The organism is Dialister succinatiphilus (assembly GCF_928721695.1).
GTDB lineage: Bacteria > Bacillota > Negativicutes > Veillonellales > Dialisteraceae > Dialister > Dialister succinatiphilus.
The window spans coordinates 870,159-894,605 of sequence record NZ_OV788641.1 but is presented as its reverse complement, the minus strand read 5'-3'; the positions used below and the strand labels follow the sequence as shown (position 1 = coordinate 894,605).

14 protein-coding genes, 2 tRNA genes and 1 pseudogene are annotated in these 24,447 nt (G+C 53.8%); 12 read left to right on the top strand and 5 right to left on the bottom strand.

The window, feature by feature from the left end:
* Positions 1–155 precede the first annotated feature (155 nt).
* Entirely contained in the window at positions 156–1,103 is a 948-nt protein-coding gene (locus tag NW747_RS03740) for an apurinic/apyrimidinic endonuclease family protein (RefSeq protein WP_273188057.1), read from the bottom strand.
* Between the two features lie 201 nt (positions 1,104–1,304).
* On the opposite strand from NW747_RS03740, the gene NW747_RS03735 reads away from it, so the two are divergent.
* Positions 1,305–2,381, top strand: coding sequence for a 3-dehydroquinate synthase (locus NW747_RS03735; RefSeq protein ID WP_008859467.1), 1,077 nt, complete (start codon positions 1,305–1,307; stop codon positions 2,379–2,381).
* 751 nt (positions 2,382–3,132) lie between these two features.
* Here NW747_RS03735 and NW747_RS03730 read toward each other — a convergent pair.
* From NW747_RS03730 to NW747_RS03715, 4 genes are all read right to left on the bottom strand, one after another.
* On the bottom strand, positions 3,133–4,410 hold the full coding sequence (locus tag NW747_RS03730) for a TRAP transporter large permease (protein ID WP_008859468.1): 1,278 nt from the start codon (positions 4,408–4,410) through the stop codon (positions 3,133–3,135).
* On the bottom strand, positions 4,411–4,920 hold the full coding sequence (locus NW747_RS03725) for a TRAP transporter small permease subunit (RefSeq protein ID WP_008859469.1): 510 nt from the start codon (positions 4,918–4,920) through the stop codon (positions 4,411–4,413).
* Positions 4,921–5,857: 937 nt separating this feature from the next.
* On the bottom strand, positions 5,858–6,922 hold the full coding sequence (locus NW747_RS03720) for a TRAP transporter substrate-binding protein (RefSeq protein WP_008859470.1): 1,065 nt from the start codon (positions 6,920–6,922) through the stop codon (positions 5,858–5,860).
* Between the two features lie 424 nt (positions 6,923–7,346).
* Positions 7,347–8,408 carry an iron-containing alcohol dehydrogenase family protein gene (locus NW747_RS03715; protein ID WP_273188054.1) on the bottom strand — a complete coding sequence of 354 codons (1,062 nt, stop codon included), beginning with the start codon at positions 8,406–8,408 and terminating at the stop codon, positions 7,347–7,349.
* A gap of 968 nt (positions 8,409–9,376) precedes the next feature.
* Between NW747_RS03715 and NW747_RS03710 the strand changes: the two genes are divergently transcribed.
* The 11 genes and pseudogenes from NW747_RS03710 to NW747_RS03660 all read left to right on the top strand — a co-directional run bounded on the left by NW747_RS03710 (position 9,377) and on the right by NW747_RS03660 (position 24,318).
* A complete protein-coding gene (locus NW747_RS03710) occupies positions 9,377–10,288 on the top strand; it encodes a radical SAM protein (RefSeq protein WP_008859472.1) in 912 nt (303 codons plus the stop codon).
* Positions 10,289–10,528: 240 nt separating this feature from the next.
* A complete protein-coding gene (locus NW747_RS03705) occupies positions 10,529–11,620 on the top strand; it encodes a M48 family metallopeptidase (protein WP_273188053.1) in 1,092 nt (363 codons plus the stop codon).
* An 898-nt stretch (positions 11,621–12,518) separates the two neighbouring features.
* Complete coding sequence (locus NW747_RS03700) at positions 12,519–13,910, top strand: glucose-6-phosphate isomerase (RefSeq protein ID WP_273188052.1); 1,392 nt, start codon at positions 12,519–12,521, stop codon at positions 13,908–13,910.
* Between the two features lie 272 nt (positions 13,911–14,182).
* Positions 14,183–14,258: transfer RNA gene (locus NW747_RS03695), tRNA-Trp, on the top strand.
* Between the two features lie 4 nt (positions 14,259–14,262).
* Positions 14,263–14,339, top strand: a tRNA-Arg gene (locus NW747_RS03690).
* Positions 14,340–15,710: 1,371 nt separating this feature from the next.
* Positions 15,711–16,538 carry a UDP-3-O-acyl-N-acetylglucosamine deacetylase gene (lpxC, locus tag NW747_RS03685; protein ID WP_008859477.1) on the top strand — a complete coding sequence of 276 codons (828 nt, stop codon included), beginning with the start codon at positions 15,711–15,713 and terminating at the stop codon, positions 16,536–16,538.
* 37 nt (positions 16,539–16,575) lie between these two features.
* On the top strand, positions 16,576–17,055 hold the full coding sequence (fabZ, locus tag NW747_RS03680) for a 3-hydroxyacyl-ACP dehydratase FabZ (protein ID WP_008859478.1): 480 nt from the start codon (positions 16,576–16,578) through the stop codon (positions 17,053–17,055).
* A gap of 202 nt (positions 17,056–17,257) precedes the next feature.
* Positions 17,258–18,070, top strand: coding sequence for an acyl-ACP--UDP-N-acetylglucosamine O-acyltransferase (gene lpxA / locus NW747_RS03675; protein WP_008859479.1), 813 nt, complete (start codon positions 17,258–17,260; stop codon positions 18,068–18,070).
* Between the two features lie 1,445 nt (positions 18,071–19,515).
* Positions 19,516–20,841 (top strand): branched-chain amino acid transport system II carrier protein, encoded by a 1,326-nt coding sequence (brnQ, locus tag NW747_RS03670; RefSeq protein ID WP_273188051.1) that lies wholly within the window; start codon positions 19,516–19,518, stop codon positions 20,839–20,841.
* 1,045 nt (positions 20,842–21,886) lie between these two features.
* Positions 21,887–22,605, top strand: a pseudogene (locus NW747_RS03665) (NAD(P)H-dependent oxidoreductase).
* Between the two features lie 249 nt (positions 22,606–22,854).
* Positions 22,855–24,318, top strand: a complete 1,464-nt coding sequence (locus tag NW747_RS03660) for an ISLre2 family transposase (RefSeq protein WP_273186528.1) — start codon at positions 22,855–22,857, stop codon at positions 24,316–24,318.
* The last annotated feature ends 129 nt before the right edge of the window (positions 24,319–24,447 follow it).

Here is a 24,447-nt window from a genome sequence, read left to right as displayed (position 1 = left end):
TTTTCTTATATTTTTCAGCCGGCTGAGTAGAGAAGCGGACATTCCGATGCCCGGTCATCCCGCTTTCCATGGTTGCGCGCTGGCGGGATCTGGCGGCCGGGGATGGGCTCCCCTCGCCTCTCTGTCCATATAGTCCAAAGGGATGCGGTTTCCTCTCATGACCTGTTCCACAGGCCGGCCGCTTTCATCTGGAGGCGTACTTTGTCTTCCGGTATGGAGAAATCGCTGCCGAAGAGTTCGTGGGTCACGTATCGGGGTTCTACGCAGTCCATGATGTCCCTGGCGGCGCTGGTGGTGAAGGGGCGGTGCTGGTCTATGGAGATAATGTGGCGGCTGATGATGTCCGGTGTCACCGAGGCGGGAATGGTGCCGGGGAGGCTTCTCTGATAGGCACCGGAGAGGGAGCAGCTGAGGTGGATGCCTAGGATGAGGGATTTCATGGAGCCCAGGCGGTTCACTATATCTTTCACATAGCGGGCTCCATCTTCTTCTGTGGCAAGGCAGGGGTTCGTATTCATCAGGTGTCCCGTATCCAGCATGATGCCGATGTTTTTTCCGGGAAGAAGGGAGAAGAAATAGTCCACTTCTTCCGGCTCCAGGGTGTAAAGACCGGGCCAGAAGATGTTTTCAAAAAGTACTGTCACCGACGGCGGCACTTCTTCCGCCACAGCGCCATACACTTCGGCTGCCGCTTTCAGCACGTCATGGCTGCTGTAGCGGAAGCGGCGGGTCCAGATCTCGTCCAGGGAGCAGTGGGCCACGTGCCATACCAAGTATTCCGGTTTTTCCGCCAGGGCAGCGCGGATATTCCTGCGGATTTTCTCTATCCAATCTTCCACCGTGGTGCCCCCGAAGGTATCCATCAGGGACTGCTTCGTGGGGAAATCTTTTTCGTAGAAATCCTTTTTCCCCAGATAGAAATCCATCCAGTCCGGCCAATAGGCCAGATGGCAGCCCAGGGTAATCCTGTCCGCCGGATGGAGTGCGGGCTCCGTGCCGTATATGAGGTTTTCTATGCCATTCAGATGGAGTTTCCTCAGGGTCTTTTCGATGTCTTCTTCCCTGTCATGGGGCATCATGTAATGGCTCACTGACTGTTTCATGCTCTGCCTCCCGATGATCCGATTTCTTTTATTACTATAACACGTATGGTTTGTGCGATGTAAGATAGACCATTGACAGAGACATCGGCGAAGCTGCCCGTTCCGACGGGAAAACGGGTAACTTTCGCCCCCTATCGTCCCCTCTCTCCCATGATGTATAATATAGGTAAGTTAAGAGTATTTGAAAGAGGTGCTTCGGATATGGATAAAATTCATATTAACCTTGGTAAGGATTCTTACGACATCCTCATTGATACAGGGCTGGTGCGCAAGGCGGGGCCTGCTATCCGGGATCTGACGGGCGCGGAGAAGGCGGCCATTATTACGGAGGACGGCATTGATAAGCTTTACGGCATGAGTCTGGTGAAGTCTCTGGAGGAGGCGGGGGTCCGCACCCAGATGATCGTAGTGCCTTCCAGTGAAAAGTCCCGGACCCTGCAGGTGGTGCGCCGGGTGTACGGGGCTCTGGTGGATTTCGGCCTGGGTTCCAGCGATACTTTAATCGCCCTGGGCGGACGCGTGGTGGGCGATATCACCGGCTTTACAGCGGCCACCTACCACCGGGGGATTTCCTATGTCCAGTTCCCCACGTCCGTGCTGTCCCAGATCGGCAGTTCCATCGGCGGCAAGGTGACCCTGGATCTGGATATACCGGCAGGGAAGAATGTGGTAGGCACTTTCTACCAGCCCAAGGCGGTATTCGTTGACCCGGGCATGGCAAAAACCCTGCCCCGCCGTTATTTCCACAACGGCCTGGGGGAAGCGGTGAAACTGGGCTGCGTGGCGGACAAGGCGCTGTTTGAGCTTTTTGAACAGGTGTCGTCGGACATGGATATTTACCGGGTGCTTCCGGAAATCATCCGCCGCTGCTGCGCCATCAAGGCTCATTATGTGGAAATCGATCCTTTCTCCAAAGGAGAGCGGCGCATCCTCGATTTCGGCCACACCATCGGCGGTGCCATCGAACGGTGCCTTCGGTATAATGATGCAGAAATCACCCACGGCGAGGCCACAGCCATCGGTATGTACCTCATTACCCGCCGTTCGGAGCTGGAGGGCCTCACCAAACGAGGCACCACGTCCCGGCTGGAGTATGTGCTGAAGTCCCTGTCCCTGCCTGTCAGCACCACGGTGCCCTACGATATCCTCTATGAGGCTGTGAAGCATGACAAGAAAATCAAGGGCGATGTGATCCAGATCACCCTGATTAAGGAAATTGGGAAGGGGTTCCTCTATACCCTTCCGGTAAAGGAAATCGGACAGTTCCTGAAGAGCTGACGGGCGCGAGGGTTCATTGGACACACCTGCGGTGTGAAGGTTCTTAAGATGGATGGGCCTTCGGCCCAAGGGTTCTTAAGTTTGACGGGCCGTTGGCCCGAGGGTTGTGGATTGCCGCTCTGCGGCAATGCTTATAAAGTCAGCGTTACGGGATTTACTTTCAGTGTCATATGGCATGATAAGCATTCTGCTGATTGGCTCGCTGCGCTCGCCTCCCCCTTTCCGGCTGCGCCGGACTTCCCCCTATGCAGGGGGCAGAATAAATCGCTCTATGCTTTCCTGTAGAGACATGGCCCCATGGCTAAGCATCCATAGTCCCACCACGAAGTGGGGGAAAGGTGGTGGCGCCAGCCACAAAAGGGGGAATACCGGAGTGGTACATGAAGTATATGACTCTCTGTTTTTCTCCTCAAATTCCTTGTTTCCCCTTGAGGGGAAATGCCACGTAGTGGCAAAAGGGTGTACGGGGCAGAGCACAGAAGTGACACTCCATCATTATCCTGACCGCCAATCGGCGGCCCCCTGAGCGAAGCGATGCAACCTTTCTACACAACCCTTGGCACCGAGGGCCAGAGGCCCGATGGATGCCATATGCCCCTCTGCGCCGCAGGCGCAGGCCCCTACGGGAATACTGGAAAGCACCGTCCCGATCCCGACCGCGCCGAAGGCGCTTGAACCCTCAAACCCTATCTATGCATATAAAAAACCGGCACATTTCGTGTCGGTTTTTTGATTGCCTCTTTGATTGTCCTTATTTCAGAACGGAAGGCAGCCAGGTGGCAATGCCGGGGACGAAGCAGAGGAGGGCGATTTCCAGGACCATAATCACTGCAAAAGGCGCGGCCCCTACGATGATGTCCTGAATGGAGCTGTCTTCACTGATACCTTTGATGACGAAGAGGTTCATGCCTACCGGCGGTGTGATGAGGGCCAGTTCCATGTTGATCAGGAGCACTACGTTGAACCAGATGGGGTCAAAGCCCAGGGCTTTGATAATTGGGTAGAGCATAGGCAGGGTGATGAGAATGATGGAAACGGTTTCCAGCACGCAGCCCAGAATCAAAAGGACGATGTTGATGCCGATGAGGACGATCCATTTGTTTAAGTGTCCTTCGGTAACCAGGGACATCAGGGCCTGGGGTACCTGGAGCACGGTGAGGATGTAGCCGAAGAGCATGGCGCCTACCATGATGGCAAAAATCATGCAGGATGTTTTGATGGTAGCGCGGAGGATGGCCGGCATGTCTTCGATGGTTATGCTGTGGTAAATGAAGAAGGTAATAATAAGGGCGTACACTGTACCTACGGCAGCGGCTTCGGTGGGGGTGAAGATGCCGGTATAAATGCCGCCGATAATGATGACCGGCAGGAGGAGGCCCCAGATGTTTTCCCGAAGGGATTTCATCTTGGCTTCATGGGAAGCCCTTTCTTCCCGGGGTTTGTTCCAGGAAGCAAAGACAATGTAGGCCACGAAGGCCAGGGTGAGAAGGGCGCCGGGCACCACGCCGGACATGAAGAGCTTGCCCACCGATTCATCAGTAATGGTACCGTAGAGAATCATGGGGATGGACGGCGGAATGAGGATGCCCAGGGTGCCGCCGGCAGCTACGGAGCCTACCACCAGTCTTCTGTCATAGCCCCGTTTGAGCATTTCCGGAATGGCCATGGCGCCGATGGTGACGGCGGTAGCCACAGAGGAGCCGGAAATGGCGGCGAAAATGGCGCAGGCAAAGATGGTGGCAATGCCCAGGCCGCCGGGAAGGTGGCCCATCCATTTGCTGCCCAGGTCGAAGAGCCCGCTGCCCACCCGTCCGGTGAGCATGATCTGGCTCATGAGGATGTAAAGGGGCACTGACGTCAGCACGTAGGAGTTCAGTGTCTTAAAGGCAATCACCGGCACCTGGGAAAGGGTGGACATATCCACGAACTGGATGATACCCAGAATGCCCGCCAGGGACAGGGTGAAGGCCACCGGCATGCCTATAATGAGGAGGGCAATGATAAACAGTGCGAAACCTGCCAGAACCATTTATTTTCCCTCCTTTTCTTCTTTAAAGAAATCACCCAGAAGATGGTTGATGATTTCCAGAAACAGCAGTACGAAGCCTATGACCATAAAGGTCTGGGGAATCCACATGGGTACCCGGAGCAGGGAGGGAGAAACCACTCCCATGGCCTGGCTCATGAGCATGTAGTTGGTGGATTCGGTCATGCATACGTACACAGCGAAAAGGGAAAGAATGGATGTAACAATGTCCAGTCCCCGCTGCAGGGGTCTGGGGAAACGACTGTAGAGAAAATCAACGGTAATATGCCCGTTCTTCCTCATGGTGTAGGCCATGCCGAAGAAGCCGGCCAGCACCAGAAGGTAGGTGGAAATTTCCATAACCCACACCGTGGGACTGTGGAAAATACTGCGGGCAATGATTTCATAGCAGATCATGAAGGCTGTCAATAAAATGGCAAGCCCTGCAATGGCTGCGGCAAAATTGGTGATATAACCGAGAATGCGGTCATATATATGGTAAATAGAACGCACAGGACAGCCCTCCTTTGTGAAATAATTTATTAGTGAGCTAGTGAGCTAGTGAGCTAGTGGGCTAGTGAAATAGTGGGACATAAAAGGTTCTTAAGATGGATGGGCCCAGGGGGCCGCTCCGCGGCCCGGGTTCAAAGGGTTCAGAGGGTTCGGCCTGCCTTTGGCAGGCTGGTTCAAAGGGTGGTGGTATCGCCCTTTGGGCGATGAGTATAAAGTCAGCGTTATGAGGGAGGGTTCTTAGGATGGACCGGCCCTATGGGCCGAAGGGTTCGTAAGTTTGACGGGGCCTTTGGCCCCGAGGGTTGCGGATTGCCCTACGGGCAATGCTTATAAAGTCAGCGTTACGGGATTGGCTCTCTGTGTCATATGGCATGATAAGCATTACGTCGATCAGCCACCTCCGGTGGCTTTCCCCCCTTTGGTGCCTTACGGCACCACCTTCCCGCCCCGCTGGGAAGCGTGTCACACGATTCTCAGGTCGCTTTGCTCCCTTACGAATCGTGTTCCCTTGCCACCGCGGAGCGGTGGGACAATAAAGATCCGCAAAGCAATCCCTTCATAAGCAACTCACAGCATAACGGAGCTTTATAGTGTCCCGCTTGCGGGGGTAGCAAAGGAACTGGATTCATAGGGGAGCCCCGCGACCCGCGAATCCAGTGACATGCTTCCCACCGGGCAAGGTGGTGGCGCCAGCCACCAAAGGGGGAGATGCATTTCCGACGCCCGCAGGGCGGTTGTAAGGTTTTTTTCATAAGGGGGCGCCATCTATAAATTAGAGGCGCCCTACAACAACCCTCGCCCCTAAAGGGGAAACGACTCACTATGATTTGTGCGTCGCTTTGCTCCTTCAAATCATGTTCGCTGTGCACGCCAAAGGCGCGTCAAACTTAAGCCCCTTAAGAACCTTCGGCCCAGCGGGCCGTCAACCTTCACGCCCTTAGTCCTTCGCAGCAGCGCTGGCTTTCAGGCAGTCATCTACCAGTTTCTTACCGAAGTCGCCCTGTTCCTGTTCGAACTTGGCCACTACCGGAGCGGTAGCTTCCTGCCAGAGGTGGATTTCATCCTTCGGAATTACATAGACATCCATGCCCTTGTCAGAGAGTTCTTTCAGGCAGCGTTCGTCTTCTGCCTTGGTTTCCTTGCGGATTTCATCCTGGATTTCTTTGGCGGTGTCGGTGATGATCTTCTGCTGTTCCGGTGTCAGTTTCTTCCAGGAGTTGTCGTTCATGGATACCAGGAATTCTACGTAGGAGTTGTTGGTCACAGTGAGGTACTTGGCCACTTCGTAGATCTTACGGGACAGGATAGCGGTCTGGCCGGAGGACTGGCCGTCGATGGTGCCGTTCTTGATGGCCATGTATACTTCAGAGGAGCTCATGGTCGTGGGGGATGCGCCGAGAGCCTGGATGATGTCGGCGGAGGTTTCAGAGTAGGAACGGATCTTCATGCCCTGGAAATCTTCCGGTTTTTCGATTTTCTTCACGTTGTTGCAGAACTGTACGTAGCCGTAGTCTGCCCAGATCAGCGGATGAACGCCTTTCTTTTCCATTTCCTGGTTCAGTGCCTTGCCCAGGTCTCCGTCCAGTGCATTATCCACGGCAGAATAGGAGGTGAGGACGAAAGGCATATCCAGTACTTTCAGTGCCGGCACTACCATGGACCAGCGGGCGGTGGAGTTCATGCCGATATCCAGGCCGCCGCTCATGAGGGCGTCGTTCATGTTCTGGTCGTTATACAGCTGGCCTGCCGGATAGACTTTGATGTCGATCTGGCCCTTGGATCTTTCGTTTACTTCTTTCGCAAATTTTTCAACGCTCTTGGACAAATGATGTTCTGCAGGGAGCTGGTAAGCCAGCTTCAATTCCACTTTCTGTCCATTGCCGGAGGCAGCGGCCTGTTTCTGATCGCCGCCGGACATACCGCAGCCTGTCATCACGCCTGCAATGGCAAGGGCTGCTAAACCTGCTAAAACTACTTTGTGACTTCTCTTAAACATACCCATAGTGAAATCCTCCTTTAATAAAAATCATTTGTGTTCCCCATTTCAAATCAAGCTGTACCAGCCTGCCATACTACAAAAAACGCCCTGATTGATTAAAATCAACCAGGGCGTCACATCTACGCGGTACCACCTCGCACTATACTCATGCGGCTTTGTAACGGTGCCAAACGCCATATCCTACTCTGTTCAGATACAGGACTTGCGGACGACTCTGTGAGGACCTCCTGCTGCCTTCCACCCTGCGGCAGCTCTCTGTAAGAAAGCCGGTTCACTCGCTTCCGTTCCTTGTCTTTCATGCACAAGTGTGCTGTGAAGCTTTATTCAAAATTGAAGTTGGAAATAGTATACATGGACTCTATCGGTTTGTAAAGGGGAAATTGAAGAAATTTCGCCCCTTTTTTCGCTATCTGAGACCACCTGCTAATCAGTGATTTAATTTCTCCAGATCCATCATGGCCTTGTACACCATATCAAAAGTAATGTCATAGGGCTTCACCCGCATATCCTTGGTGTGGAGGCAGTTCTGCACCAGTTCGTCCGGATGGGCCGGGTCGATACCGATATCTGCCAGGCAGTGGGGCAGGTCGATGGACTTGGCGAAATTGTAAATCTTATCCCTTTCCTCCAGCTGTCCGTCCATGGTGAGCATCACCTGAAGGCCGTAATTCACCACGGCGCCGTGGAGGTGATTTCCCTTATGGGGCGTCCTTGTGTGGCTGTTGTAAATGGCATGGGCCAGGGAAGAATCCAGATCATCCTCAATGCACACAGAGGCCATGCCCGGTGCCACAATGATGGAAAGAATGGCCGGTTCCAGAGCGTCATTCACTTCCTGCCGGTCCACGGCTGCCAGCGCTTCCTTGCCGTATTTCAAAATCCCCGGTGCCACATTCTGGGCATTCCGCACCCCTGTCTGCTGCACCCAGGTCAGATCCATGCCCCGGGCAGAGAAGGGAACTTCATACTGCTTGGCCAGGGCATCGCCCAGTCCGGCCCAGAAATATTCCCGAGGAGAGTGGGCAATGATTTCCGTATTGATAAACGTATGGTAAGCATTGCGGTCCCGGTAAATGGAGCCCCGGAAACTGTGATCCGGGTTGTACATAATGCACACCGCCGTCACGGAAGCGCAGTTCGATGCCAGCGTGGGGAACGTGAAGAGAGGCTTCTTCAGAAGATGGGACGCCCACTTGGACGTATCCACCGCCCGTCCGCCGCCTACCGCAAAAACCATATCGGCCTTCTGGATTTCCGGAATCTTCGTCAGGGCCTCGGCATTTTCAAAGGTGGCGTCATCGCCGTAAAGAAAAGACCCTGTGATTTCGATGGTCCCCTTGCAGGCCTTCCGGATCAGCGGCTCCGCTGCAGCCCTGGACTTATTGCCGCCCACAATCACCGCCGTCTTCCCGTACTCACGGCAAATACCGGGAATGGCATCATAGGCATCGGTGCCGATAGTGAAATGGGGGAAAAATGTACTTTTCATAAGAAACTCCTTTTGACCATAACCATATATTGACCATAATATGTAAAAGAATATCAGTCTATCATTGCTTCATTATACTCCCCTTTCCATGAAATGTCAGTGATGAGTGGATACACCTTCGGTGTGAGGGTTGACGGGGCTTCGCCCCGAGGGTTCTTAAGGTTCTTAGGATTGACGGCCCTTTGGGCCGAGGGTTGTGGTGGCGGCTTCGCCGCAGAATTTTAAAAAGGGGCACGGCTGACGCCGCAGGTTGTGTAGAAGGGTTGTGAAGGGAAAGGTTCTTAAGATGGACCGGCCCTATGGGCCGGAGGGTTCGTAAGTTTGACGGCCCCTCGGGCCGAGGGTTGTGGTATCGCCCTGCGGGCGATGAGTATTATAATGCCGCCTTTCGGCGGTCACGTCCACATCGAGTATCATAATCATTCTTACCCTCGTACATCCCTTCGCCACTTCGTGGCCCTCTTCCCCTAAAGGGGACGCAAGAACGTTACGGGATTTACCTTTCTGTATCATATAGAGACATGACCCCGTGGCTAAGCACCCATAGTGCCCCCGCTTGCGGGGGAAAGGTGGTGGCGCCAGCCACCAAAGGGGGGGGATGCATTTCCACGCCCGCCAGGGCAGTTGTATGGTTTTTATCATATAATTTGGCGCCTTTTATAATTTAGAGGCGCCCACCACAACCCTCGCGCCGGAGGCGCGTCAAACCTAAGAACCTTCGGGGCGATAGCCCCGTCAAACTTTAGAACCTTCACGCCCCATAGGGGCGTGTCCCCGAAAGGCGCCCGAACCCTCAAGCCCAGGCAGTCAGCCGTCTCACCGATCTTACATTAACATATTTAAATTTTTAGTTGTATTTTTCTTTCCCATACTGTATAATGACATTCGTAACATTTCTTACTCTGGGAAGCAGAACTTCCCGTTTGATAGGAAAAGAATATTTCTTTTCCGCGAAAGGATATGAGCACATGGCAGGTTTATTTTTTGACGATTATGATACCCCCGTTTTTCGTCCGCCCAGTGAAGCGGACAGCTTCATTCTCCGGGTTACCAGAGGCTGCGCACACAACAGCTGCACCTACTGCAATATGTACCGGGGCGTGAAATTTGAAAAGCTCTCCGACGAGCAGATCATGCGGCAGATCGCCATCGCCTACTCTGTGGACCGGGACGGCGTACGCCGGGTGTTCCTGGCTGACGGCGACGCCCTGGTGCTTCCTACGGAAAGGCTTCTCAAGATTCTGAACACACTGAAGAAATATTTCCCCAACCTGGAGCGCGTTTCCTCCTATGCGGCGCCGGGAGACATTCTCAGAAAGTCCCTGGACGAATTGAAACAGCTTCGGGAAGCGGGCCTCCAGCTTCTGTACTACGGTATGGAAAGCGGTGACTCCCAGACCCTGAAGGACATTCGCAAAGGCGTGAATGGTGAGCAGTCCATCGAAGTAGGCAAACGGGTCCGCGCAGCAGGCATGGATCTCTCCATTATGATCATCCTCGGCATTGCCGGCGTACCGGGCAGCGAAAGACACGCCCTGGCCACCGCCCATGCCATCAACGAAATCAAACCGACCCACCTTTCCGCCCTCTCCCTCATGCTCTATCGGGGCAGCGAGCTGAAGGACCAGTTCGAACGGGGCGAATTCACTCCCCTTCCCCCCTATGGCCTTATGGAAGAACTGAAGGTCATTGTGGAACACCTGGACCTGCCGGAAACGGAACACATGATTTTCAGAAGCAACCATGTGTCCAACTACATCCGCCTGGCAGCCACCCTCCCCAGAGATAAGGAAAAGCTCCTCGCCGACATTGACGAAAGCATCCGCTATCTGAAATCCAAGAAAAACTACGACGTCTACAACCACGACTGGACAAAATAAAGAAATACCACCCATCCCGGAGCCAACAGGTTCCGGGATTTTTTTCCTGCAGAGCCGCTGTGCCTCCCATTTCTCTCTTCTCTATAATGGAGTATCATAGAAAGAGACAAAGAAAGCACCGATTCATCGCCGCCTCTCCCTTCATAGGCCCTGCCCCGTCATGGAATGGCACGAAAAGAGGAGATCTCGTCACCATGATGAAATCGTCTTTCCCGGACATGACAGAAAGGAGACAGTTTTATGAAAAAGAAAATCCTCTGCCTGGCGGCAGCCGCCGCCCTACTCTCTGGCTCCCTGGCCCCCGCCCCGGCAGCAGAAGCCTTCAGCATCGGAGACATTATCGGCATTGCCCAGGGCGCTGCCCAGTACGCCATGCTGGACAAACAATTCAAGTATTACAACGACACCGAAGAAGGCCGGCAGAAACTCTTCCAATCCTATCAGCAGGAACTGGGTGTCCTTCACGATGAAGAAAAGGAAGACGAACTGGCAGGCATTATGAACCGCCTCACAGAAAGCATCGGCGCCGAAGACCCGGACATTTACAAAAAGCCTTACCTCTATTTCATCTGCCCCGACGAATCCTTCAACGCCGCCTGCTCCATGGGCCATGTGATGATAGTGAATGACGGCATTTTCAAGTACCTCACCAACACCGATGAAATAGCGGTGGTGCTGGGCCATGAAATGGGACACGACCAGAAAAACCATGTGGGAAACGCCATGTACAAGAAAGCCAAAACCAATCTGGGCGCCGCCGTCATTTCCGGTGCCCTGGGAGACAACGCCCTGAGTCAGGAAGTGCTGAGCCTTGCAGTCAACCAGATAGAAACGGTACAGATCAGCAGAAATGATGAAAAAGAAGCAGATCAACTGTCCTTCGACTACATCTACCGTGCCGGCTACAACCCCGGCGCCACCGCCGCCGTGTGGCAGCGGGTCATAGAAAAAAACGGTGACAACGACCCCACCTTCGCCCAGGAAGTCTTCTCCCCCTCCGACCACCCCTCCAACAGCGAGCGGAGAGACACCTACGAAAAGCGGCTCACCGCACTTTCCAAAAAACATGTCACCCTGAAAGAAAATACCAATACCCTGGAAATCAACGGAAAAGAATTCGTCACTCCCGCTCCGGCAGGAGACATGAGCAGCGCCGAAAGGAAATACTTCGTCATGGGCAACCTGGCCGCCGCCTATGACCATGGAGAAAATAAAAAGCCTGCAGAAGACAGAAACGGCACCGTCTACCTGGGCAGCCAGGCCATCATGACCCCCGTAAACGGCGATCCCTCCGCCCAGACCCTGGCAGAGCGGCTGAATCAGATTAAGTAAGGACACGTCTTCGGAGTGAGGGTTCGTTGGACACACCTGCGGTGTGAGGGTTGACGGGCCTTTGGCCCGAGGGTTATGGCCGCCTGATGGCGGCAGGTTGTGTTCGCTAGCGCTCAGGGGGCAGGGAGAAAGGTTCTTAGGATTGACCGGCCTAATGGCCGGAGGGTTCTTAAGTTTGACGGCCCCTCGGGCCGAGGGTTGTGGTATCGCCCTCTCGGGCGATGAGTATGAAGTCAGCGTTACGGGATTTACTTTCAGTGTCATATGGCATGATAGGCATTCCGCGGATTGGCTCACTGCGCTCGCCTCCCCCTTTCCGGCTGCGCCGGACTTCCCCCCTGTTCAGGGAGCAGAATAAATCGCTCTATGCTTTCCTGTAGAGACATGGCCCCATGGTTAAGCATCCATAGTGCCCCCGCTTGCGGGGGTGGCAAAGGAACTGGATTCATAGGGGAACTGTAGGCGACCCGCGAATCCAGTGACATGCTTCCCACCGGGCAAGGTGGTGGCGCCAGCCACCAAAGGGGGAATGCATTTCCAACGCCCGCAGGGCGGTTGTAAAGGTTTTCGCCGCCGCAGGCGGCATAAAAAATGGCGCCGAAAGCGCCGTACCTCCCCAGTGGAACGGTACTTCATACCTCCCGAGGGCGGAGCCCTCAACCCGTCCGGGAGGCGTCAGCCGGTCCCGGACAGAACCCTGGCAGCCCAGGGCCGAAAGGCCCGGCGGCTGGCTCAACCCTCACGCCCGTAAGGGCGTGTCAACCTTCGGGAATACTGGAAAGCACCGCCCCCGGTCCCGACCGCGCCTTTTTTTATAACTTGTATTCCCCTGTTTTATCCTGTATAATTATTTTTTGACAGTATCTTATTATATATAGGCAATGAGGGAGTGCAAGGTATGACCATTCAGAACGAGCTGGATATTGATATACGAAATCTTCTGGGAAATCCCTGGAGCGTAAAAGAGGGAGACCTGAAGAGTATAGAAGACCGTATCCGCCAGGCAGGACGGTCACTGACAGAACTCCGTAAAAGCGGAAAAGGACCCGACGGCAGCCTGGTCCTTTTTCCACATCTGCCCTATATTCTGGAAGAAGAACGGCTCATGTCCAAAGAAGAGAGGGAGCACCTTTCCCATGTCCATGAACTGTCCAAAGCATCGGATATCCTGATTTCCATCGGCATCGGCGGTTCCTATCTGGGAAACCAGATGCTTTTCGACGTGTTCTGCGGTCCCTACTGGAACATGATGAGCCGAGAAGAGCGCCAGGGATTTCCCCAGGTCTTTTTCGCCGGTCAGAACATGGATCCCCATGGCCTTTTGCAGCTGGCAGAGGAAGTAGAGCGCCAGAGCCGGTGCCTTGGAAGAAAATGCCGGGTCCTTCTCCTGGTGATTTCCAAATCCGGCACCACCATCGAACCCTCCAGCGCCCTGAAGGCCCTGCGGACCATCCTTGCTCCCTTTGCGGACCTGTCCCTCCTTGCCATTACGGATAAGGAAAAGGGAACCCTTAGGCACTATGCCAATGAACACCACCTCCCCTGCTTCACCGTGCCCGACGGCATCGGCGGCCGATTCAGCGAACTTTCCCAGGTGGGCCTCGTCTTTGCCCGCCTCATCGGCGTGGACATCGAAGCCCTCCTCTCCGGCGCCCGCATGGTGGAAGAAGCCTGCCAAAGCGAAAAGGCAGAGGAAAACCCAGCCCTTCTGCTGGCATCCCTGAAATACGCAGCCAGCAGGAAATACGGCACTGCCGCAGAAATCATCATGCCCTACGGCGACACCCTCCGTTCCTTCGGCTGGTGGTACGCCCAGCTCCTGGGAGAATCACTGGGAAAGAAATATGACATCCGGGGCAGAGAAATCCACTACGGCCGCATCCCCGTAGCTGCCGTAGGCACCACAGACATGCACTCCCTCACCCAGGAACATCAGCAGGGAGCCAAAAACAAGCTGGTGCAGTTCATTTCCGTCAAAGAAAGCCGCAGTACCCTTTCCGTCCCCTGTGAAGAGGGTGGCGAAAAAGGCATGGTCCCCATGGACTACATGCTGGAATCCGCCCGCAAGGCCAACGAAAAAGCCCTGGCCTGCGAAGGGCGCATGAGCTGCAGCATCCGCATCCGGAAAATCACCCCCTTCCACATGGGGGCCCTCATGTATTTCTTCTTCCTCACCATCGCCTACGAAGGCGCCCTGGCAGGCATTAATGCCTACGACCAGCCCGGCGTGGAAGACTATAAGAAAATCCTTCACCAGGATATCCGGGAATACATTGTGAGAAATAAGTAAACTGCGGACACGCCATTGGACACACCTTCGGTGTGAGGGTTCAGAGGGTTCAGAGGGTGGTGGTATCGCCCTCTCGGGCGATGAGTATAAAGTCAGCGTTACGGATTCACCTTTCTGTGTCATATGACATGATAATCATTCTGCGGATTGGCTCGCTGTGCTCGCCTCCCCCTATCCGGCTTCGCCGCAGATTTGAAAAAAATATTTTCAAAACCCCTTGCAATTTTGGAATCTATCTGTTATGATAATACAGTCGCAAGAAACATGCGTCTAGGGGCATAGCGCAATTGATAGAGCAACGGTCTCCAAAACCGTAGGTTGGGGGTTTGAGTCCCTCTGCCCCTGCCAATTTGGCCCAATAGCTCAGCTGGATAGAGCACTTGACTACGAATCAAGGTGTCGGGGGTTCGAATCCCTCTTGGGTCACCATGAAATCCGCTAAACAGAAGTTTAGCGGATTTTTTATTGTGCGTAAAGGGGCCTTTGGACACACCTGCGGTGTGAGGGTTGACGGGCCTTTGGCCCGAGGGTTATGGCCGCCTGATGGCGGCAGGTTGTGTAGAAGGGTTGAGGAAAAGGGTTCTTAAGATGGACCGGCCTGACGGCCGGAGGGTTCGTAAGTTTGACGGCCCTTCGGGCCGAGGGTTGTGGTATCGCCCTTGCGGGCGATGAGTATTATAATGCCGCCTTTCGGCGGTCACGTCCACATCGAGTATCATAATCATTCTTACCCTCGTACATCCCTTCGCCACTTCGTGGCCCTCTTCCCCTAAAGGGGACGCAAGAACGTTACGGAATTTACTTTCAGTGTCATATGGTATGATAAGCATTCTGGTGATTGGCTCGCTGCGCTCGCCCCCCTATCCGGCTTCGCCGGACTTTCTCCACGGGAAAGCGTGTCACACGATTCTCAGGTCGCTTTGCTCCCTTACGAATCGTGTTCCCTTGCCACCCCATCCGGGGGACAGAATAAATCACTCTATGCTTTCCTGTCGAGACATGGCCCCATGGCTAAGCATCCATAGTCCCACCACGGAGTGGGGGGGAAGATGGTGGCGCCAGCCACCAAAGGGGGAATGCCGGAGTGGTACATGAAGTATATGACTCTCTGTTTTTCTCTTCATATCTCTCGTTTCCCCTTGAGGGGAATTCCCGCGCAGCGGGAAAGGGTGTACGAGGTAAAGCACCGATTTGATACTCTATCGTTTTCCTGACCGCCAATCGGCGGCCCCCTGAGCGAAGCGATGCACAGCGAACATGATTTGCAGGAGCGCCAGCGACGCACAAATCATAGTGAGTCGTTTCCCCTGTGGGGTGCAACCTTTCTACACAACCCTTGGCACCAAGGGCCAGAGGCCCGATGGATGCCATATGCCCCTCTGCGCCGCAGGCGCAGGCCCCTTCGGGAATACAGCTTCCCGCCGATTTTTCACAAAAGCCCACGGTTTCCCTGCCGCCGCAGGCGGCATAGACATATATGATGGCGCCGAAGGCGCCGTACCTCCCCAGTGGAACGGTACTATATAACTCCCGAGGGCGAGAGCCCTCAACCCGCCTGTAAGGCGTCAGCCGATCACAGGCAGAACCCTTGGCGCCCAGGGCCAAAGGCCCGGCGGCGCCATCAACCCTCGCCCGCGAAAGCGGGCGTCAACCTTCGGGAATACTGGAAAGCACCACCCTTTGAGCCTTCTGAACCCTCACACCCATAGGGGCTTGTCCCTAAACCTTGTACTATTCTTCAAAAAACGATATAATAAAATAATTGTAAAGGTGTAATTCAATAATGAAAGGTGTCTCATTGTGAATAGAAAACAGCACACAATCAGAAAACCGGTTTCCTACAAAGGCAATGGTCTTCACTCCGGCATGCCGGTAACCATGACCATGCATCCCGCCAAACCGGGGACGGGCATCCTCTTCCGCAGAAGCGACCTTCCCGGTATGCCGGAAGTGCCCGCCGACAGCCGGTACATTACAAGCACCATGCGTGCCACCACCCTGGAGAAAGGGCCGGCCAAGGTGTTTACCGTGGAGCATCTGCTCTCCGCTCTCTACGCTTTGAATATCGACAACTGCATCATTGAAATGGATTCGCCGGAACCGCCGGTAGGCGACGGCAGTGCGAAGACCTTTGTGGACATGGTGGAGGAAGCAGGCATTGAAGAGCAGGACGAAGAGATCCCTGTCCTCACCCTGGACAGAAGCGTAGCCATTTACGAAGGGAAAAAATTCATCACCGCCCTTCCTTATGATGGCCTGCGCATTACCTTCACTTCCATCAATCCCCATCCCCTTCTGGGCACCCAGATGGTGGATATCGTCATTGACCACGATTCCTACATGAAGGAAATCGCTTCCGCCCGCACCATCGGTTTCACCTGGGAGCTGGAAGCCATGAGGAAAATGGGCCTTGGCAAGGGAGGCACCCTGGAAAATGCAGTGGTCTACTCTGAAACGGAATGCCTCTCGGTGCCCCGTTTCAAAGATGAACTGGTACGCCACAAGATTCTGGACATTCTGGGCGATATTTCCCTCATCGGACCGCTCCATGCCCATATCATCGCCGTCCTGGGAAGTCACAAGCTGAATGCGGAACTTTCCGAAAAACTGCAGGCTTTGAAAAAATAAGATAGGAATATACGAAATAGGATAAGGAGGAACTGTTATGGAATTAAATGTTGAAGAAATTATGGAAATCCTGCCCCATCGGTACCCCATGCTGCTGGTAGACAAGATTATTGAAATGGTTCCCATGAAATATGCCATTGGCGTGAAATGCGTCACCATGAACGAACCCTTTTTCCAGGGCCACTTCCCCGGCCATCCCGTCATGCCCGGCGCCCTCATCTGCGAGGCTATGGCCCAGGTCGGCGGCGTAGCCCTTCAGTATCCGGAAGAAAACAGGGGCCTCATCCCCATGTTCACCGGCATGGACCACGTCCGTTTCCGTTCCCCTGTCCTCCCCGGAGACCAGCTGGTCACCAAGGCAGTGATTAAGAAAATCATCGGCCGTATGGGCAAAGTACACTGCGAATGCCAGGCAGGCGGCGTGCACAAGGCAGAAGCCGATTTCCTCTTCTACCTCATGGATCCCAACGACTCCCCGGAAAAGAAGGAAAAGGAACAGGAAGCCCAGAAAAAATAAATTTCCTTAAACTAATCAAAAACAGTTAATAAATAGAGGAAATGAAAGAAAGTCAAAGGAAATAAAGGATTCCCCTTATAAACACTCAAAAACCGCTGTTTCAAAACGATCATGAATCAGGGATTTATGTATAAAGAGAATCACAAATTAAAAAAATCGGCTGTCAGTCAAAACAGCCGCCACCATAAAGGGGAATGAGACTATGGAATTAAAAGTCATTCAATCGGCAGAACCGAAAATTCATCCAACCGCCGTCATCGATCCGACGGCCATCCTTCATAAAAATGTTGTCATCGGGCCCTATGCGGTGATCGGTGAGAACTGTGAAATCGGCGAAGGCTCCGTCATCGGCGCCCACGCCGTCATCGCCAAAAACGTGCGCATGGGTAAAGAAAACCACATTTACCCCCATGCCGTCATCGGTGAAGATCCCCAGGACCTCAAATTCCATGACGAATACAGCACCGTAGTCATCGGCGACCACAACCTGATCCGCGAATACGTCACCATCCACCGGGCCACCGGCGAAAACTGCGAAACCCGGGTAGGTTCCTACAACATGCTGCAGGCCTACACCCATGTAGCCCACAACTGCAACTTCGGCGACCACATCGTCATGTCCAGCTTCTCCGGCGTGGCAGGCCACGTCACCGTAGAAGACCATGCAGTCATCGGCGGCATGAGCGGCATCCACCAGTTCGTTAAAATCGGCGCCTGCGCCATGGTAGGCGGCATGTCCAAGATCGTACAGGACGTATGCCCCTTCGTCATCGTAGACGGCAACCCCTCCCGGGTGGTAGGTCTGAACAGCGTAGGCCTTGCCCGCAACAACATTACGCCGGAAGTGAAGAGCTACCTGAAAAAGGCATACCGCCTCATTTTCCGCTCCGGCCTGAAGCTGAACGATGCCATCCTGGAAATGGAACAGGAACTTCCTTCCACTCCGGAAATCGAACACCTCCTCCGTTTCCTCCGCAACTGCGACCGCGGCCTCTGCCGTACCAGAGACAGATAACTATCCTCCCCTTTATGGATTGACTCCCCGAAAGGGGAGTTTTTTTTTGTGGAAGAGGCACCCCTGGGCGCCGCCGGATTCTGTGGTGGCGGATTGCCCTTCGGGCGTGAAGGTTCTTAGGATTGACCGGCCTGAGGGCCGGGGGGTTCTTAAGTTTGACGGGGCCTTTGGCCCCGAGGGTTGTGGTGGCGGCTTCGCCGCAGTTTAAAAAAGGGGCGTGGCTGGCGCCGCGGGTCGCGTAAAAGGGTTGTGAAGAGAAAGGTTGACGGCCCTCTGGGCCGAAGGTTGTGGCCGCCTGTCGGCGGCGGGTTATGTTCGCTTCGCTCAGGGGGCAACAGCGCCTGCGGCGCTGAGGGTGGTGGATTGCCTTTCAGGCAATGCTTATAAAGTCAGCGTTACGGGATGACCTTGCTGTATCATATGGGATAATAAGCATTCTGCGGATTGACCCGCTGCGCTCGCCTCCCCCTTTCCGGCTGCGCTATTGGACACACCTTCGGTGTGAGGGTTCAGAGGGTTCAGAGGGTTCAGAGGGTGGTGGTATCGCCCTCTCGGGCGATGCTTATGAAGTCAGCGTTACGGGATTGTCGTTATGAGTCATATAGCTTGATACGCATCCTGCGGATTGGCTCGCTGTGCTCGCCTCCCCCTATCCGGCTTCGCCGGACTTCCCCCTGTTCAGGGGGAAGAATAAAACACCGCGAAACACTCTCTTCATAAGCATCTCTACAGTAAGCACGGGTTATAGTGCCACTGTGCACATCCTGCATAGGATGTGCAAGTTGGTCAAAGTAAGCCCTAAGCCTGCCCATAAAAGGGCCTTCCTTTTAATTGACCAACCGAACTGCGGGGGTGGCAAAGGAACTGGATTCATAGGGGAGCTCTGCGACCCGCGAATCCAGTGACATGCTTCCAACCGGGCAAGGTGGTGGCGCCAGCCACCAAAGGGGGATTGCATTTCCCTCGCCTGCAGGGCAGTTGTAAAGGTTTTATCATAAGAGGGCGCCATCTATAAATGTAAGGCGCCCTCCACAACCCTCAGCGGCAGAGCCGTTGTCAAACTTAAGAACCCTCGGGGCAATAGCCCCGTCAAACTTTAGAACCCTCAAGCCCCATAAGGGGCTTGTCCCTAAAAGCCTCTTGACTTACTAATTTCCTCATGCTAGAATTAATTTAACTTATATCATGACAATGACCGGAATCAGGCCCGGGAATCTTCCCAGAGAGGCAGCGGATGGTGCGAGCTGCTGAAGCGAACGAGCCGCGTCACCCGGGAGTCCTTCTCTGAGTCTATCCATGGCCAGGAGCAAGCGGCGGCACCGTTACAACCCAATTGAGTACGCAAGACAAGGTGGTACCTCACGCATTTGTGCCCTGTCGGATTGTTTCCGGCAGGGCTTTTTGATGTCCTGCCTCTGCATTCTATTGTCAAAGGAGTGTATGTCATGAAGAAATCAGCCAATTCCCTCATTCCCATCGGGCTCATGCTCTTCGCCCTCTTCTTCGGCGCCGGCAACCTGATATTCCCCGTATTCATGGGTCAAAATTCCGGCGTCAATACCATTCCCGCCACCATCGGCTTTCTGGTCACCGGTGTGGGCCTTCCTATCCTGGGGGTAGCGGCCATCGGTTATTCCGGCAATGACCTGCAGGCCCTGGCTTCCCGCATCCACCCCAAGTATGCCATTTTCTTCACAGTGGCTCTGTACCTCACCATCGGGCCGGCCTTTGCCATCCCCCGTACGGCCACCACATCCTTTGAAATCGCTATTTCCCCCTTCTTCGGAAGCGCCATGAAATCCAGCGCTCTCTATATTTTCTGCTTCCTTTTCTTCGTCGTTTCCTGGTGGCTTTCCATCAGCCCCAATAAGCTGGTCAGCCGTATCGGCAAAGTCATTACGCCGGTACTCCTCCTTTTCCTGGCCCTTCTTTTCATTGTTTCCACCATCCATCCCATGGGACCCTGGCAGCCGGCTGCCGACAGCTATCGGGACACCATGAAAGCCCTCACCCAGGGCTTCCTGGACGGCTACGGCACCATGGATGCCCTGGCTGCCTTCGTATTCGGCATTATCGTAGTCAATTCCGTCCGTCAGTATGGCGCCGACACCAATGAAGAAGTGGCTCTTTCTACCCTGAAAAGCGGCCTCATCGCCGGTGCCTGCCTGGGCATTATTTACATCTTCCTCTGCTTCCTGGGCGCCAGCTCTGTGACGGAACTGGGCATGCAGGAAAACGGTGCCGGCGTGCTGGTGGGTGCCGCCCATTACTACTTCGGCTCCTATGGCCGCATCATCATGGGTGTCATCGTGCTTCTGGCCTGCCTCACCACCAGTGTGGGACTCATTACCGCCTGCGCTGAATATTTCTCCCGTCTCATTCCTGCCCTTTCCTACACCCTGTGGGTATCTGCCTTCTCTATCATTTCCTTCTTTGTAGCCCTCTTCGGCCTCACCACCATTATCAAGGCAGCCATTCCGGTGCTCATGTTCCTCTATCCCCTCACCATTTCCCTAGTGATCCTCACGTTCACCCACTCCCTCTACGGCGGCTACCGCAGCGTATACCGCACCGCCACCCTCTTCACCTTCTTCCCCTCCCTCTATGACGGTCTCCACACCGCAGGCCTTTCCCTGGGCGGCCTGGACACCTTCATGGCCTCCCTGCCCCTTGCAGGCTACGGCCTCTCCTGGGTATCCTTCTGCCTGGCAGGCCTCATCCTGGGCATCATTCTCTCCCACTTCCAGCCTGCCAAAGCCGTACATGAATAGGATGAAATCGAATGCAAAAAGCTCCCCTCGGGGAGCTTTTTTGATATGGAGGGTTCATTGGACACACCTGCGATGTGAGGGTTGACGGGGCTGCGCCCCGAGGGTTATGGCCGCCTGATGGCGGCAGGTTGTGTAAAAGAGTTGTGAAGGGAAAGGTTCTCAAGATGGATGGGCCTTCGGCCCAAGGGTTCTTAAGTTTGACGGGGCCTTTGGCCCCGAGGGTTGCGGTATTGCCGCTCTGCGGCAATGCTTATAAAAACAGCGTTACGGGATTTACTTTCTGTGTCATACGTTATGATAGGCATTCTGCGGATTGGCTCGCTGCGCTCGCCTCCCCCTATCCGGCTGCGCCATTGGACACGCCTACGGCGTGAGGGTTCTTAAGATGGACCGGCCCTATGGGCCGGAGGGTTCGTAAGTTTGACGGCCCTTCGGGCCGAGGGTTGTGGTTATCGCCCTTTGGGCGATGAGTATTATAATGCCGCCTTTCGGCGGTCACGTCCACATCAAGTATCATAATCAGGATTACCACCGTCCACCCCTTCGCCACTTCGTGGCCCTCTTCCCCTAAAGGGGACGCAAGAACGTTACGGGATTGGCTGTCTGTGTCATATGTGACACAATATCCAGTGCCACCTATTTTCTTGTTTCCCCTTGAGGGGAAATGCCACGTAGTGGCAAAAGGGTGTACGGGGCAGAGCAACGATGTGATACTCTATCGCTATCCTGACCGCCAATCGGCGGCCTCCCTCGCCGCCTCATGGTCCTCTCCCCCTTGCAAGCAGGTGGCACTCGTTTTAATAAGTGCAGTTGTAAAGGTTTTTCATAAGAGGGCGCCTTCTATAATTTATAGGCGCCCACCTCCACCCTCAGCGGCAGAGCCGCTGTCAAACTTAAGAACCCTCGGGGCGATAGCTCCGTCAAACTTTAGAACCTTCACGCCCATAAGGGCGTGTCCATAAAGCATCCCATTGACTTTACATAGAAAAAATGCTATATTTAATCCATCTCTTTATAGATAATTATAGATGTAAAGGAGCCAATCATGAATAACGAATCCATTACGATCCCCACCAAAGATACACCCAAGCCCCATAATGATAAGAAGGTCCTTCTGGAAGCCATGAAGTACCGCTATGCCACGAAGAAATTTGATCCGGAAAAAATCATTTCCGATGAAGACTTTGAAACCCTGCTGGAAGCGGCCCGTCTGTCTCCCACCTCCTTTGGCATGGAGCCCTAGAAAATCCTGGTCATCCAGAACAGAAAAATCCGGGAGGAAATGATGCCCTACGGCTGGGGCGCCAGAGCCGGACTCTCCGGCGCCAGCCATTTCGTAGTCTTCCTGGCCAACAAGAGAGAAGACATCACCTTCGGTTCCCCCTATGCAGACCACATGCTGAAGGACATCCACCAGGTGCCGCCGGAAGTATACAACTTCTACAGCCAGGTGTACACCCGCTTCGGGAAAGAGGAAATGAAAATCTTTGACTCCGAACGCACCGCACTGGACTGGACCTCCAAGCAGGCCTACATCGTCATGGCCAACATGATGACCATGGCTGCCTACATGGGCATCGACTCCTGCCCCTGGAAGGATTCAATCCTGCTGACATGACCCGCCTTCTGGGAGAAGAACATCACCTCTTCGACACCAGACACTACGGCATCGCCGTCATGGCCGCCTTCGGCTATCGGGCCGAAACACCGCACCGGGACAAGAGCAGAAAGCCCCTCTCCGAGTCGGTGGAATGGGTGAAATAAGGGATTCCTGTACGGCTTGATACTATGGAAGCTCATCGCTGCAGGAAACTTCCCGGAAAGGAGATTTCTCCACTCCGCAACGCTTTCGTCGAAATGACGGGAGTGCAAAGCAGCGCTTCTTTCATTGCTTAGTGTAAAATTTTACTCGGTAGGGGAATTTTTCCAGAAACAATAAAAGAGGAAAGCCTCCCCTTGAGTGGAAATGTTATAATTTCCGTGCACAAATAAAACAAAGAAAGGGCTTTCCTCATGGATATTATAACAAAAACTGGAGAAATTTGGAGTGAAAATGCAATTGGTGCAGTCATTTCTCTCATTAAGGAATCTGATGACTCTATCGAGGCTGAAAGGAAGCTAACTCATTGGCTCACTGAAATGAACTGTCAGCTTATAGCTATGGCCCTGGCGCGTATTGACGCTGAGCTGTATCAGATTTACAAGGTACAGGGGTGGCGTGTGGCGCGCCGGGACTCTAGGACGATTTGCTGCCGCTATGGAGAGCTGACCTATACCCGACGACTTCTGCAGAAAAAAGGGAAGACCTTCTATCCTTTGGACCGTAAAATGGGCTTTGAGCCTAGAAAACACTACAGCTTGGGAATGATTGAGCGGATTGTCGAGGCTGTCGCAATTACCACATCTCGCAGTGCCAGCGAACTCCTGCAAAGCCTGGCGGGAATTACCATCTCCCATCAGTCTGTTATCTCACTCAAGAACTATGCCGGTAAGAAGGCGAAGACTTATGAAAAAGCATTGGCAGAAGAGGAAAAGGTTGAAAAGCCGACACAACCGGAAATTATAGCGATTGAAGGAGATGGAATTGTACTCAAGAACAAGGAGAAAGGCGGCGTTTCGGAAGTGCACCGCCTCCAGGTATATGAGGGAGTCAGGAAAAATGGCAACAGGACAGAACTGGTAGGACTTCGCTGCTTTGCATCTACCAGCAGAAAAGAACTTTTTGCAATGGTAAGAAGCTATCTGCTTGGGCACTATGACCTGTCTAAGACCACAGTGCTGTCGAATGGGGATGGAGGGTCCGGATACCAGTTTCAGGACTTTGAGCAAATGGTAGAAGGCTGCCTGGATCACCAGCACTTCCGCGACTGCTATCATGTGCATGAAAAGATCCGGACCCGGCTCAGCTTCTGCAACAGGAAACTGATAGACCGTATTATCCGAGAACTTCACCAGAGCGACGATATTATGAAACAGATTCCCGTATGGATGGATACTGCCCGGAGCTGCGCCCGAACAGAGGCGGATTTGGAGGAGGTAGACAAGCTGCAGAGCTATCTGGAGAGAAATGCTCCCTATATCCCCAGCCTGAGTCAGCGCGGCATCCATACAGAGATTCACCTGGGGACTGCAGAAACAAACCACCGGTTTTACAGCTATCGCATGAAGCGGCAGGGACGTAGCTGGTCCAGCGAGGGAATGGAGTGTATGGTTTGGGTATTAACCGCCCGGAAGAATAAAACACTTACAGCAGCTCTCCTGTACCATGCTAATGGGAAAAGCTACAAAAAGATGGATAGAGCCATGCACAAGGCTGCGGTGCAGGCAGAGCGTAAAATCGCCCAGAATGTCCGGAATGAGGCGCAGAAGCGTAAAATGAGAAACTATAGGCCGGGATGCCTGGAGGGACGTATAGGCGTTTATGGAGCTTCTTCTTCACCAATGGGGAGACTGGCCAGAGCTATACAGAAATACTGATAAAGCCGAAGCCACGGAGATAGTAATTATCGACAGTCAAATGAATTACCGAGGAAAACTTGACACTTACCTTTCATTGATCCCCCGTTGAACTAACTCTATGCTGCCCGCCGCCATCGTCATCTCGAG